This window comes from Pseudomonas sp. UW4 (assembly GCF_000316175.1).
Taxonomy (GTDB): domain Bacteria; phylum Pseudomonadota; class Gammaproteobacteria; order Pseudomonadales; family Pseudomonadaceae; genus Aquipseudomonas; species Aquipseudomonas laurylsulfatiphila.
Window position 1 is genome coordinate 5,480,879 of the sequence record NC_019670.1, and the last position, 12,873, is coordinate 5,493,751.

Sequence of the window (12,873 nt, forward strand, 5' to 3'; positions counted from 1 at the left end):
AACAATTAAGCAAACAACTCTCCTTGCAATTCATCCAGCAACGCCTGAATCGCATCCAGTCGCTGTTGCGGATCATCAAGTTGCAACAGGTCGATCTTGTCCAGCTCGGCGAAAGGGAGCAGGTACGCCAACTGATTAGCCAGCGATTGCTGCCCAGTCGCCTCCGTGCCCATGTTCAAGGCTTCGACCATCGGGTGTTCAGCCAGGGCCTTGAGCAACGCCACCAGATCGGCATCCTCGTCCTGCAGCGGTTGCTCCGGCTCGTCTTCCAGCCACTCGACCTCGGCGACGGTCAACTGATCCCGTTGCACTTCGGTACGCAAAACGTGAAAGCGCCGCCCGCCCTGCACCCGAATCCCCAGCAGGCCGTTGTCCTGCTGTTTGAAATCTGTGATCAGCGCTTCACAACCCACCAGCGCGTAGCCGGCCGGGGCGATTCCGACTTCTTCGCCATCGAGGATGCACACCACGCCGAACCCGCCACCCTGCTTCATGCAGCGGCCGATCATGTCCAGATAGCGCGCTTCGAAGATCTGCAAGTCGAGGATGCAACCTGGGAACAGCACTGTGTTCAACGGAAAAAGCGGCAGACTCATAGATATTTCCTTACACGACCATCGACACCGCCAGCGGCAAGAAAACCGCCGTGGCCACACCCATCAGGCTCATCGCCAGCGCCGCGAAGGCGCCGCACTCTTCACTTTCCTGCAACGCCACCGACGTGCCGACCGCATGGGCCGTCATGCCCAGTGCCATGCCCCTGGCTTCCGGGCTGTGCACGCCGAGGCGAGTCAACAGGGCCGGGCCGAAAATCGCCCCGATCACACCGGTAATCAGGACGAACACCGCTGCCAGCGCCGCGACCCCACCGATCTGTTCAGCCACCAGCATCGCAATCGGCGACGTCACCGACTTCGGCGCCATGGTCATCAGGATCATGTGCTCGGCCCCGAACCACCAGCCCAGCAACACGCCCATCCCCGTGGCCACCACCCCGCCTATCACCAGCGTAGTAAATATCGGCCAGAACAACTGCCGAATCCGTCGCAGGTTGAGATAAAGCGGCACCGCCAGCGCGACAGTGGCCGGACCGAGCAGGATGCTCAGGATCTCGGTGCTCTTGCGGTACTCGGCGTAAGTCAGGCCGCAACCCGCCAGCACGCCGATTACCAGCAACATGGAGACCAGCACCGGCTGCAAAAAGATCCAGCGGGTTTTCTCGAATGCCGCAAGGACGAGTTGATAGGCACCGAGGGTGATACCGATGCCGAATAATGGATGGTGAATCACCGAGGCCCAGGCGCCGTGCCAGTCGAAGATCATTGGTTGTCCTCGGAGTGCGCGTGACGCTTGACCATGCGCTGCATCAGCACCCCGGCGAAGGCCATCGAAAGCAACAGCGACAACACCAGCGCACCGACGATGGCCCAGAAGTCCGCCGCGATGTCAGCGGCATACACCATCACGCCCACGGCCGGCGGCACCAGCAACAGCGGCAGGTAGCGCAGCAGGCTGCCGGCCGCCAGGTTCAGTGGCTCGCCGACCTGTCCGCGGCAGATGAGGTAAACCAGCAACAGCAGCAACCCCACAATCGGCCCCGGCAACACAGGCAGAAACAAATGATTGATCGCCGTGCCGAGCAATTGGAACAGCACCAGCCACGTCAGGCCCCGTAACAACATCAAAGATCTCCCGCAAAATCCGTCACCCGCATTGGCTTGGCATTATAAGCATGCTCACGCTATAGACCGGCATTCGCCAAAAGCATGGCCAGTTGACCGCAACGTTCAGCCATGTTGATCTAAAGTGGTAAGCCGGGAGGTCAAATCCCCCCAACTCAAAACTATAAAACCGATGAACCCAAGGAGAGTCTCAATGCCCTATGTTCCAGTTGCAGAGCTCAAAGATTATGTCGGCAAGGAACTTGGACGTTCCGAATGGCTCACCATCGATCAGGACCGCATCAACCTGTTCGCCGAAGCCACAGGGGATTTTCAGTTCATCCACGTCGACCCGGTCAAGGCCGCGCAAACGCCATTTGGCAGCACTATCGCTCACGGCTTTCTGTCGTTGTCGCTGATTCCGAAATTGATGGAAGACATCCTCGTCATGCCACAAGGCTTGAAGATGGTGGTCAACTACGGCCTCGACAGCGTGCGCTTCATCCAGCCGGTCAAGGTCAATTCGCGGGTACGGCTGAAGGTCGATTTGACCGAAGTCATCGAGAAGAAACCCGGCCAATGGCTGCTCAAGGCCACCACCACCCTGGAAATCGAAGGTTCGGACAAGCCGGCGTATATCGCCGAACCCCTGTCCCTGTGCTTCGTGTAAACCTTCCGGGATGCGAAGCAGCGCCTGCTGTTTCGCGCCCTCTTGCGGTACCTCGCCCTGTATAAGGACCCATGGCTGCGGCATACTCCCTCGCCTAATTGCCCGGAATCCGCTATGCGCCCACTTGCACTCCTTGCCTTGACCCTGATGCTCACCGCTTGCGGCGACGGCGAATCTCCTTTGCCCCCCGACGCACGCCTGCCAGACGGCGGACGCTATCGCGGTGACCTGGTCAATGGCTTGCTGCAAGGCAAAGGTCGCATCGACTACCCGAACGGCAGCTGGTACGCCGGCGAATTCGACAAAGGCCAATGGCAGGGCCAGGGCGAATGGCATGGCAGCAATGGCGAAGTCTATCGCGGGCAGTTCAATCAGGGACTGTTCGACGGCCAGGGAGCACTGACCACCAACGCCAACAGCTACAGCGGCGGCTTCAAGGCTGGCCGCCGTGACGGCGAAGGCACGCTCAAAGAAAACGGCATGAGTTACCGCGGCGAATTCAAGGCCGATCAATACTCCGGCCTGGGTCGCCTCGAACTCGAAGACGGCAGCTCCTATCAGGGCCAGTTCGCCCACGGCAAACCCAACGGCGAAGGCCAGCGCGGTGACGGCAACGGCAATCAGTTCACCGGGCACTTTGTCGACGGCCAACTGGAAGGCAACGGCACGTTCAACAGCGCCGATGGCGACATCTATGTCGGCGGTTTCAAGAACAATCAACTGCACGGCAAAGGCCGCTACGAAAACGCCGACGGCGATGTGTGGCTGGGCCAGTTCAAGGAAGGTTCGCTGAACGGCAAGGGCGAGTTGATCGGCACTGACGGCAGCCACTACATCGGCCACTTCAACGACTGGCGCTTTTCCGGTCAGGGCCGGCTGAACCTCGCCGACGGCAGCTTTTACACCGGCCAGTTCGACAACGACAGTTACCAGGGCCGTGGCACGCTGGTGCTGACCGATGGCACTGTGCTCAGCGGCACCTGGATCAATGGCCAGCGCGTGCGCGACGCCGAGGGCAAACTGTTGCCGGACACACTCGAGCTCGGCCTGCTGGCACAGGGGCGCTTACTCGACGCAGCACTGGCCAACATTCCGCCCTCGACCCCGGCGGTGGAGCTGTATTCGTTGACCCTGGGCGGTGATGGCAAGCAAAGCGTGTTTCTGCGCGAGTCCGACTACGTCGCCAATATGCTCTCCACCCGTTTCGGCGCCTTCGGCCAGATCCGCCTGGTGAACCATCGTGACCACCTCGCCGACCGCCCGATGGCTACCCGGGAGAACCTGCGTCGCGCCGCCCTGGCGCTGGCCGAACGCAGCGGTCCGGAAGACCTGATTTTCATCTACCTGACCAGCCATGGCACCAGCGAACACGAGCTGGTACTGGACCAGCCGCGCATGGAACTGGCCGATCTGCCAGCCGACGAATTGGCCGCTGTTCTCGCCCCGCTGAAAAACCGCGACAAGATCATCGTGATTTCGTCCTGTTACTCCGGCGGTTTCATCCCCGCTCTCAAGGATGAACGAACCCTGATCATGACAGCCTCGCGGGCCGACCGAGTCTCCTTCGGCTGCTCGGAGGAAGCCAACTTCACCTACTTCGGCGATGCCCTGTTCGTCCAGGCCCTGAACCAGACCGATGATCTGGAACAAGCCTTCAAACGGGCCAAGGCCACTGTCGCCGAGCGTGAGCTGGCGGACGGCTTCGAAGCATCCGAACCACAGATCTGGGCACCAAAAACCGTCCTCTCGCACTGGCAACTATTGCGCAAACAACAGGCACGAAAAGCACTGCAAAGTGCAACCATGCAAAGCAAGGATGCAAACAGCAACTAAGCTGAACAGTATCAAGGGAGAAACACTATGTACTTGACGCCTCAGCACGTGCTGCTCGCCGGAGCCACCGGTTTGACGGGTGAACATCTGCTCGATCGCTTGCTCAGCGAGCCAACGATCACCCGGGTATTGGCCCCCTCACGCCGGCCACTGGCCGAACACCCGCACCTGGAAAACCCGGTCGGCGACCCGACGGCGTTCCTGCCACAACTGAACGGGCGGGTCGATATAGCCTATTGCTGCCTGGGTACCACGATCAAGCAGGCAGGCTCGGAACAGGCGTTTCGCGCAGTGGACCTGGACATGGTGGTGGCATTCGCCAAACGCGCACGGGAGATGGGCGCACGACACCTGATCGTAATCAGTGCTCTGGGGGCCGATCGCAGATCCTCGATTTTCTACAACCGGGTCAAAGGCGAAATGGAGTACGCATTGCGCGCGCAGGACTGGCCGCAGCTGACTATTTGCCGCCCTTCGTTGTTACTGGGTGATCGCGCTGAGCCGCGCCTGGCCGAGAAAGTCGCCGGCCCCTTGTCACGCCTGATCCCCGGCAAATACCACGGCATCGAAGCCTGCCAATTGGCCCGCGCCATGTGGCGTCTTGCACTCGAAGAGCAGGACGGTGTGCGGATTGTCGAGTCGGATGAGTTGCGCAAACTCGGAAAATAATCCGCGGACCTGTGGCGAGGGGGCTTGCCCCCGTTCGACTGCGTAGCAGTCGTAAATATGGAACTCGCGGTTTATCAGAAAAAAGGAGATGGCCGGTTTTGGGGCTGCTCCGCAGCCCAACGGGGGCAAGCCCCCTCGCCACAACGCGCCCTTACAACCCACCCGTTGCCTGAAAACTCACCCCGATCACCGTCAGCAACGACAGCGGCAACAGCAGTGTGTCGAGCAACGCACTGGCCGGCAGATCAACGCCCGGATAGCTCGGCGCTTGCGCGCCGAATCGGTCCATCGCGCAACAACCGCCATTCATCGCATACAAATCCAGACGCGTCCCGGCGTATACCACCGGCGCACCCGGCTTGGCCGCATCGAGGGTACGCATCGTGGCGCACCCGGCCAATTGCAGCGCCAGCACCATCACCAGCAGCTTATTCATCGCTGGTCAGATGATGCTCGCCCCATCGCGGCAGCATGTCCTGAGGAATATTCAACAGATTAAGGATCCGCGCCACGACGAAATCGATCAGGTCGTCGATGGTTTGCGGCTGATGATAAAAGCCCGGTGATGCCGGCAGGATTGTCACGCCCATGTTCGACAACTTGAGCATGTGCTCCAGGTGAATGCTCGAATACGGCGCCTCGCGAGGCACAAGAATCAGTTGGCGACGCTCTTTGAGCGTCACATCGGCGGCACGCTCGATCAGGTTGTTGCAGGCGCCGCTAGCGATCGCCGACAACGTGCCAGTGGAGCACGGCACCACCACCATCGCCGCTGGCGCGCCGGAACCCGAGGCCACCGGCGACATCCAGTCTTCCCTGCCATACACCCGAATCTGCCCGGCGACGGCCCCCGTGTATTCGGTGAGGAATGCCTGCATCATCTGCGGTTTGGACGGCAGCGTGACGTCGGTTTCGGTCGCCATCACCAACTGCGCCGCCCTGGAAATCAGGAAGTGCACTTCACGATCTTCCCGCACCAGGCAGTCGAGCAGGCGTAAACCGTACTGGGCGCCTGAAGCACCGGTCATCGCCAGGGTGATGCGGTCCGGGCCGTTGTTCATTTGAGTGCCTCGGCCAACTTGCCGTGAAGGCCGCCGAAGCCGCCGTTGCTCATGATGACCACGTGAGTGCCGGGTTGGGCCTGGCTCTTCACACGATCGATGATGCCCTCAAGGGAATCGCTGACAATCGACGGCACAGTGCACAGCGCCGCAGTGCCCGCCAGGTCCCAGCCGAGGTTGGCGGGTGCGTACCAGATCACCTGATCGGCATCGACCACGCTTTCCGGCAGTCCGTCACGGTGCGCGCCAAGTTTCATGGAGTTGGAACGTGGCTCGATGATCGCGATCAACGGTGCATCGGCGATGCGCTTGCGCAGGCCGTCCAGCGTGGTGGCGATGGCGGTCGGGTGGTGAGCGAAGTCGTCATAGATGGTGATGCCACGGACTTCCGCGACTTTCTCCATCCGGCGCTTCACGCTTTTGAACGCGCTCAATGCGGCAATGCCCATGGATGGCACCACGCCGACGTGGCGCGCGGCGGCCAAAGTGGCCAATGCATTGGCGACGTTGTGCTGGCCAGTCATGTCCCATTCGACCACGCCCTGGACAATGCCTTCGAACATCACTTCGAACCTGGAGCCATCTTCACTGAGCAACCTGACCTGCCACTGACCGCCAGCACCCGTGGTTTGCACCGGAGTCCAGCAGCCCATCTCGATAACGCGCTGCAACGCCGGTTCAGTAGTCGGATGAATCACCAGGCCTTCGCTCGGGATGGTCCGCACCAGGTGATGGAACTGCCGCTCGATGGCCGGCAGGTCCGGGAAGATGTCCGCGTGATCGAACTCAAGGTTGTTCAGGATTGCGGTGCGTGGGCGGTAATGTACGAACTTGGAGCGCTTGTCGAAGAACGCACTGTCGTATTCGTCGGCTTCGATGACGAAGAAGGGTGTATCACCCAGGCGTGCCGACACCGAGAAGTTTTGCGGTACGCCGCCGATCAGGAAGCCCGGGGCCATGCCTGCATGCTCCAGCACCCAGGCCAGCATGCTGCTGGTGGTGGTCTTGCCGTGCGTACCGGCAACGGCCAGCACCCAACGACCTTGCAGCACGTGATCCGCCAGCCATTGCGGGCCGGAAACGTACGGCAGGCCTTTGTTCAGCACGTACTCCACCGCCGGGTTGCCCCGGGACATGGCGTTGCCGATCACCACCAGATCGGGGGCCGGATCGAGTTGCGCCGGGTCATAGCCTTGTGTCAACTCGATGCCCTGGGCTTGCAGCTGAGTGCTCATCGGCGGATAGACGTTGGCATCGGAGCCCGTCACGTGATGGCCCAGTTCTTTGGCCAGAACCGCCATTGACCCCATGAAAGTGCCGCAGATACCAAGAATATGAATGTGCATAGTCGACCTCGTAAAACTTGGTCGCAGGTTAGCTTAGGGAGGGGAAAATCGCACCTGATGTTTCAGATCCGAAGACGCCTTCGCGAGCAGGCTCGCTCCCACAAAGACCCCATAGACCCTGTGGGAGCGGGCTTGCTCGCGAATGGCCGCGACACGGTTTACCGGGCGATACCGTGTTTACGCAGCTTCCGGTAGAGGGTATTTCGACTGACCCCCAACTGCTGCGCCGTATGCGTCATATGCCAGCGCGTCTGCTCCAGCGCACTGAGTAACGCCAGCCGCTCGGCATCCTCCAGCGGATGCTCCGATGGCTCCTCGACAGCCTGCGCCATCGCCGGCCTGGCCGAACGAATCATGGCCGGCAAATCTTCCAGACCGATCCGTCCGTCCTCACACAGGGCTGCCAGCGTACGCAGCACATTTCTCAGCTGGCGTACGTTGCCCGGCCAGGCAAATCCCAACAAAGCCTCGCGTGCCGGCCCGTCAATCAACACCGCTTCTGCGTGCGCCTCTTCGGCCAGTAAAAAGTCGAGCAACTGCGATTTATCACTGCGATCACGCAAAGCCGGCAGCGCGACTTCCAGTCCGTTGAGGCGGTAATACAAATCCTCGCGGAAGCTGCCGTCCTGCACGCGATCCAGCAAATTACGGTGGGTGGCACTGATAATCCGCACGTTTACCGCTTCCGGCTCGCCACCGATCGGCACCACCTGCCGGTCCTCCAGCACCCTGAGCAATCGCGTCTGCAGGGCCAGTGGCATGTCACCGATTTCATCGAGGAACAAGGTCCCGCCGTCGGCCTGTTGCAACTTGCCGCGCATACCTTCCTTGCGTGCACCGGTGAAGCTGCCGCCACGGTAACCGAACAGCTCGCTTTCGATCAGACTCTCGGGAATGGCCGCGCAATTGAGGGCGACGAAGGCTTTTTCCGTCCGCTGGCTGGCGTGGTGCAGCGCTTTGGCGAAGGCCTCCTTGCCGGACCCGGTTTCGCCGTTGATCAGCAACGGCACGTCGCGCTCGTAGACGCGCAAGGCCTTGCGAAAGTCCGCCTGCAAGGTCACATCATCCAGGCAAATGCCGGACAGGCGCGGTGCCGGTGCAGCCTTGGGAGCAGGCTCCATTGGAATCGGCAGCGACCGCCGCGCCGCGCCGCGCAATACCGCGAACAGCTTGCGACCATCACGGGTACGCAATGGCCAACTGGCTGCGGCACTGATACTCGCCCGCCCCAGCAACTCATCGAGCGAGCAATCGAAAAACGCCTCCACCGGTTTACCCAGCAAGCCGCCGCGGATATGTCCCAGCAGGTTCAGGGCACTCTGATTGACTGCGCAGATGCGCCCTTCTCCGTCGAACGCCAGCAGACCTTCGCTGAACAAACCGACGGACTCGGCCTGCAAGTGAAAACGCAGCAGCCATTGGTTGTCGAAGCAGCGCAGGAAGTAGCAGCTCTCGATCATCTTCGCCGACAGATTGACCAGCGCCATGGTGTGGAACTGACTTTGCCGCGACACATCGCGGCGCGCCGACGACACGTCGAGCACCGCCAGCAATTCGCCATGGGGATCGAAGACCGGGCTCGCCGAGCAGGTCAGGCCGGTGTGGCGGCCGCGAAAGTGTTCGTCCTGATGGATGGTCAGCGACTGACGCTCCACCAGGCAGGTGCCGATACCGTTTGTGCCTTCGCAGGCCTCGCTCCAGTCAGCGCCGAGCCAGAGCCCGGCACGCTCGAAAATCTGTCGTTCGGCAGGCGCGGTGACGCAATTGAGGATCACGCCGCGGGCGTCGGTCAGCAGCACTGCATGGCCGGCACCGGAGAGTTGCTGGTGCAGGCTGGTCATTTCATTGCCAGCGATGTGCAGCACTTGCTGCAAGCGTTCTCGACTTTCAAGGACACGACCGTGTTCCAGCACCGTCGGTGCGATGCTCAGCGCCGGGTCGAGGTGATAGTCCTCAAGGCAGCGCAACCAGGAGCGGGCGATGGACGGATCACTGCCAGGGCCATGCAGGTGGGCCTTGCCCTGAGTAACGGTCAGAACTTGTTGTGCATGGCGACTCAAATGGTTGTCGTGCATTTCTTATTATTCTCCCCCCCGAAAGGTGTACACGCTCCCTGTAGGAGCTGCCGCGTCAGTCCTTGTGATTGCCCGAGCATCCTCCAGCCGGGCCTGCATTGCAATGCTGGCAAGACCGCTCGGTCACAGGTCGTGTCAGAATCGGTACAAAGTGTCACTCCAGCTGTACCGAAAGCGTCACAGCCGCACTCCATCCGTCCGACAAAAAACGCGCAAGGCCTTGATTTGCCTGAGCTGCAACGCACTGGCCCGCCCCTTGCTCTACGCTTATAGCAAGCGCACATGCGCGACTCCCTATAAGCACAAAAGCAAGGAGAGACCACCATGCGTTACGCTCACCCCGGTACTGAAGGCGCTATCGTTTCGTTCAAAGCCAAATACGGTAACTACATCGGCGGCGAGTTCGTCGCGCCTGTCAAAGGTCAGTACTTCACCAATACCTCGCCAGTGAATGGCCAACCGATTGCCGAATTCCCCCGCTCCACGGCCGAAGACATCGACAAGGCCCTGGATGCTGCCCACGCCGCCGCCGATGCCTGGGGTGCCACGTCCGCCCAGGCGCGCTCGTTGGTGCTGCTGAAAATCGCCGACCGCATCGAACAGAACCTGGAACTGCTGGCAATCACCGAATCCTGGGACAACGGCAAGGCCGTGCGCGAAACCCTCAACGCCGACATCCCGCTGGCCGCCGACCATTTCCGCTACTTCGCCGGCTGCATCCGCGCCCAGGAAGGCAGCGCTGCCGAAATCGACGGCAACACCGTGGCCTATCACATCCATGAACCCCTCGGCGTGGTCGGCCAGATCATCCCGTGGAACTTCCCGATCCTGATGGCCGCGTGGAAACTCGCCCCGGCGCTGGCTGCTGGCAACTGCGTGGTACTCAAACCCGCCGAGCAAACCCCGCTGGGCATCACCGTACTGGTCGAACTGATCGGCGACTTGCTGCCACCGGGCGTGCTGAACATCGTGCAAGGCTTCGGCAAAGAAGCCGGCGAAGCCCTGGCCACCAGCAAACGCATCGCCAAGATCGCCTTCACCGGCTCGACCCCGGTCGGTTCGCACATCATGAAATGCGCGGCGGAAAACATCATTCCGTCCACCGTGGAGCTGGGCGGCAAATCGCCGAACATCTTCTTCGAAGACATCATGAAGGCCGAACCGTCCTTCATCGAGAAAGCCGCTGAAGGCCTGGTGCTGGCATTCTTCAACCAGGGCGAAGTCTGCACCTGCCCTTCCCGCGCTCTGGTGCAAGAGTCGATCTACGACGAGTTCATGGCCGTCGTGATGAAGAAGGTCCTGCAAATCAAACGCGGCGACCCGCTGGACACCGAGACCATGGTCGGCGCCCAGGCGTCCGAGCAGCAGTTCGACAAGATCCTTTCGTACCTGGAAATCGCCAAGGGCGAAGGTGCCGAGTTGCTGACCGGCGGCAAGGTGGAAAAACTCGAGGGCAACCTGGCGAGCGGGTATTACATCCAGCCGACGCTGCTCAAGGGCACCAACAAGATGCGTGTGTTCCAGGAAGAAATCTTCGGCCCGGTGGTGAGCATCACCACCTTCAAGGACGAAGCCGAAGCCCTGGCCATCGCCAACGATACCGAGTTCGGCCTCGGTGCCGGCCTCTGGACCCGCGACATCAACCGCGCCTACCGCATGGGTCGCGCCATCAAGGCCGGTCGTGTGTGGACCAACTGCTATCACCTGTACCCGGCGCACGCCGCGTTCGGCGGTTACAAGAAGTCCGGCGTCGGCCGTGAAACCCACAAGATGATGCTTGACCACTATCAGCAGACCAAAAACCTGCTGGTGAGCTACGACATCAATCCGTTGGGCTTCTTCTAAAAACCGGGGCGCTACAGGTGTTTTTGTGGCGCCCTTTCCACCGCTTTCGCGAGCAAGCCCGCTCCCACAGGGGTTTTGTGTAAACCCGCATCAGGTAACCGACACAAGTCCAATGTGGGAGCGGGCTTGCTCGCGAAGGCGTCCGTGATGACCCAACACACAAAGCCTGGCCGCTCTGGCACGGGCCTTGCGTACCCGTAATTCAGCGTTTCACCCAACCCGTTACACCCGAAAGTCCAAAAGATCGAACAATAAAAAATAGAGAGGACTTATGACTACTTCTTCCACACAGCTCAAACCCACACTCGGCACCCTGCATCTATGGGGCATTGCCGTCGGCCTGGTGATTTCCGGCGAGTACTTCGGCTGGAGTTACGGCTGGGGCACCGCAGGCACCCTGGGTTTTCTCGTCACCGCATTGATGGTGGCGACGATGTACACCTGCTTCATTTTCAGCTTCACCGAACTGACGACGGCGATTCCCCACGCCGGCGGGCCATTTGCCTATAGTCGCCGGGCCTTTGGTGAAAAAGGCGGGTTGATCGCCGGCATCGCTACCCTGATCGAGTTCGTCTTTGCCCCACCGGCCATCGCCATGGCCATCGGTGCCTACCTCAACGTGCAATACCCGGAACTGGACCCGAAGATCGCCGCCGTTGGCGCCTATTTCGTGTTCATGGGCCTCAATATCCTCGGCGTCAGCATCGCGGCCACCTTCGAACTTGTGGTCACCGTGCTGGCCGTCGCTGAATTGCTGGTGTTCATGGGCGTGGTCGCCCCGGGCTTCAGTTTCAGCAATTTCGTACTGAACGGCTGGTCGGGTGCCAATGAGTTCACGATGGGCTCGATTCCTGGCATCTTCGCCGCCATTCCCTTCGCGATCTGGTTCTTTCTCGCTATCGAAGGCGCAGCCATGGCCGCCGAGGAAGCCAAGGACCCGAAACGCACCATCCCCAGGGCCTACGTCAGCGGCATTCTGACCCTGGTGTTCCTGGCCATTGGTGTGATGGTGATGGCGGGCGGCGTCGGCGACTGGCGCCAACTGTCGAACATCAACGATCCGCTGCCCCAGGCAATGAAGGCCGTGGTTGGCAATAATTCGACCTGGATGCACATGTTGGTGTGGATCGGGCTGTTCGGCCTGGTGGCGAGTTTCCACGGGATCATTCTTGGCTATTCACGCCAGTTCTTCGCCCTGGCTCGCGCCGGCTACTTGCCCAAAGGCCTGGCCAAACTCTCGCGCTTCCAGACGCCGCACCGGGCCATTCTGGCCGGTGGCGTGATCGGCATTGCGGCCATCTACAGCGATGGCCTGGTCAATCTGCAAGGCATGACCCTGACGGCGGCGATGATCACCATGTCGGTATTCGGCGCCATCGTGATGTACATCATCAGTATGCTGAGCCTGTTCAGACTGCGTAAAACCGAGCCGAACCTGGAACGCACCTTCCGTGCGCCAGGCTATCCGATCGTACCGGGGATCGCGCTGTTCCTGGCAGTGGTGTGCCTGGTGGCGATGGCGTGGTTCAACACCTTGATCGGCCTGATCTTCCTCGGGTTCATGATCGCCGGTTACCTGTACTTCCAGTTGACCGCCCGGCAGCGCTCCGAAGCACCGGCGGACGCTATGCTCGAAGGTATCTAGATGCACCGGTGCCGGGCCCGCTGCCCGGCGCCTGCATGATTGAAGTGCACGCAGCTCCCACAGAAAGA

12 protein-coding genes are annotated in these 12,873 nt (G+C 60.8%); 5 read left to right on the top strand and 7 right to left on the bottom strand.

The features are described 5' to 3' along the window. Window positions 1–5: 5 nt before the first annotated feature. Genes PPUTUW4_RS24310 through PPUTUW4_RS24320 form a run of 3 tightly spaced genes read right to left on the bottom strand, consistent with a single transcriptional unit; the run spans window position 6 to window position 1,682 of the window. The gene (locus PPUTUW4_RS24310) at window positions 6–596 is read right to left on the bottom strand and encodes an LON peptidase substrate-binding domain-containing protein (protein ID WP_007998442.1); all 591 of its coding nucleotides are present in this window, start codon (window positions 594–596) and stop codon (window positions 6–8) included. A 10-nt stretch (window positions 597–606) separates the two neighbouring features. Continuing rightward, window positions 607–1,323, bottom strand: coding sequence for an LrgB family protein (locus tag PPUTUW4_RS24315; RefSeq protein WP_015096983.1), 717 nt, complete (start codon window positions 1,321–1,323; stop codon window positions 607–609). Continuing rightward, complete coding sequence (locus tag PPUTUW4_RS24320) at window positions 1,320–1,682, bottom strand: CidA/LrgA family protein (protein WP_015096984.1); 363 nt, start codon at window positions 1,680–1,682, stop codon at window positions 1,320–1,322. The genes PPUTUW4_RS24315 and PPUTUW4_RS24320 overlap by 4 nt, the downstream gene beginning before the upstream one ends. A gap of 193 nt (window positions 1,683–1,875) precedes the next feature. Here PPUTUW4_RS24320 and PPUTUW4_RS24325 point away from each other — a divergent pair, with 193 nt between their 5' ends. From PPUTUW4_RS24325 to PPUTUW4_RS24335, 3 genes are all read left to right on the top strand, one after another. After that, window positions 1,876–2,331 (top strand): MaoC family dehydratase, encoded by a 456-nt coding sequence (locus PPUTUW4_RS24325; protein WP_007979717.1) that lies wholly within the window; start codon window positions 1,876–1,878, stop codon window positions 2,329–2,331. Window positions 2,332–2,445: 114 nt separating this feature from the next. Further along, complete coding sequence (locus tag PPUTUW4_RS24330; protein ID WP_015096985.1) at window positions 2,446–4,164, top strand: C13 family peptidase; 1,719 nt, start codon at window positions 2,446–2,448, stop codon at window positions 4,162–4,164. Window positions 4,165–4,191: 27 nt separating this feature from the next. After that, window positions 4,192–4,833: an oxidoreductase gene (locus PPUTUW4_RS24335; protein ID WP_015096986.1), complete on the top strand. Its 642-nt coding sequence runs from the start codon at window positions 4,192–4,194 to the stop codon at window positions 4,831–4,833. A 151-nt stretch (window positions 4,834–4,984) separates the two neighbouring features. Here the strand turns inward: PPUTUW4_RS24335 and PPUTUW4_RS24340 are convergent, their stop codons facing one another. From PPUTUW4_RS24340 to PPUTUW4_RS24355, 4 genes are all read right to left on the bottom strand, one after another. Continuing rightward, window positions 4,985–5,269: a YceK/YidQ family lipoprotein gene (locus PPUTUW4_RS24340; protein ID WP_015096987.1), complete on the bottom strand. Its 285-nt coding sequence runs from the start codon at window positions 5,267–5,269 to the stop codon at window positions 4,985–4,987. After that, complete coding sequence (gene ubiX, locus PPUTUW4_RS24345; protein WP_015096988.1) at window positions 5,262–5,894, bottom strand: flavin prenyltransferase UbiX; 633 nt, start codon at window positions 5,892–5,894, stop codon at window positions 5,262–5,264. The genes PPUTUW4_RS24340 and ubiX overlap by 8 nt, the downstream gene beginning before the upstream one ends. Next, a complete protein-coding gene (gene mpl, locus PPUTUW4_RS24350; protein WP_015096989.1) occupies window positions 5,891–7,240 on the bottom strand; it encodes a UDP-N-acetylmuramate:L-alanyl-gamma-D-glutamyl-meso-diaminopimelate ligase in 1,350 nt (449 codons plus the stop codon). The genes ubiX and mpl overlap by 4 nt, the downstream gene beginning before the upstream one ends. A 158-nt stretch (window positions 7,241–7,398) precedes the next feature. Then, the gene (locus PPUTUW4_RS24355; protein WP_015096990.1) at window positions 7,399–9,315 is read right to left on the bottom strand and encodes a sigma-54-dependent Fis family transcriptional regulator; all 1,917 of its coding nucleotides are present in this window, start codon (window positions 9,313–9,315) and stop codon (window positions 7,399–7,401) included. A gap of 324 nt (window positions 9,316–9,639) precedes the next feature. On the opposite strand from PPUTUW4_RS24355, the gene PPUTUW4_RS24360 reads away from it, so the two are divergent. Then, window positions 9,640–11,160 (top strand): aldehyde dehydrogenase family protein, encoded by a 1,521-nt coding sequence (locus PPUTUW4_RS24360; protein WP_015096991.1) that lies wholly within the window; start codon window positions 9,640–9,642, stop codon window positions 11,158–11,160. Window positions 11,161–11,431: 271 nt separating this feature from the next. Then, window positions 11,432–12,805: an ethanolamine permease gene (gene eat, locus PPUTUW4_RS24365; RefSeq protein WP_015096992.1), complete on the top strand. Its 1,374-nt coding sequence runs from the start codon at window positions 11,432–11,434 to the stop codon at window positions 12,803–12,805. Window positions 12,806–12,873 lie beyond the last annotated feature (68 nt).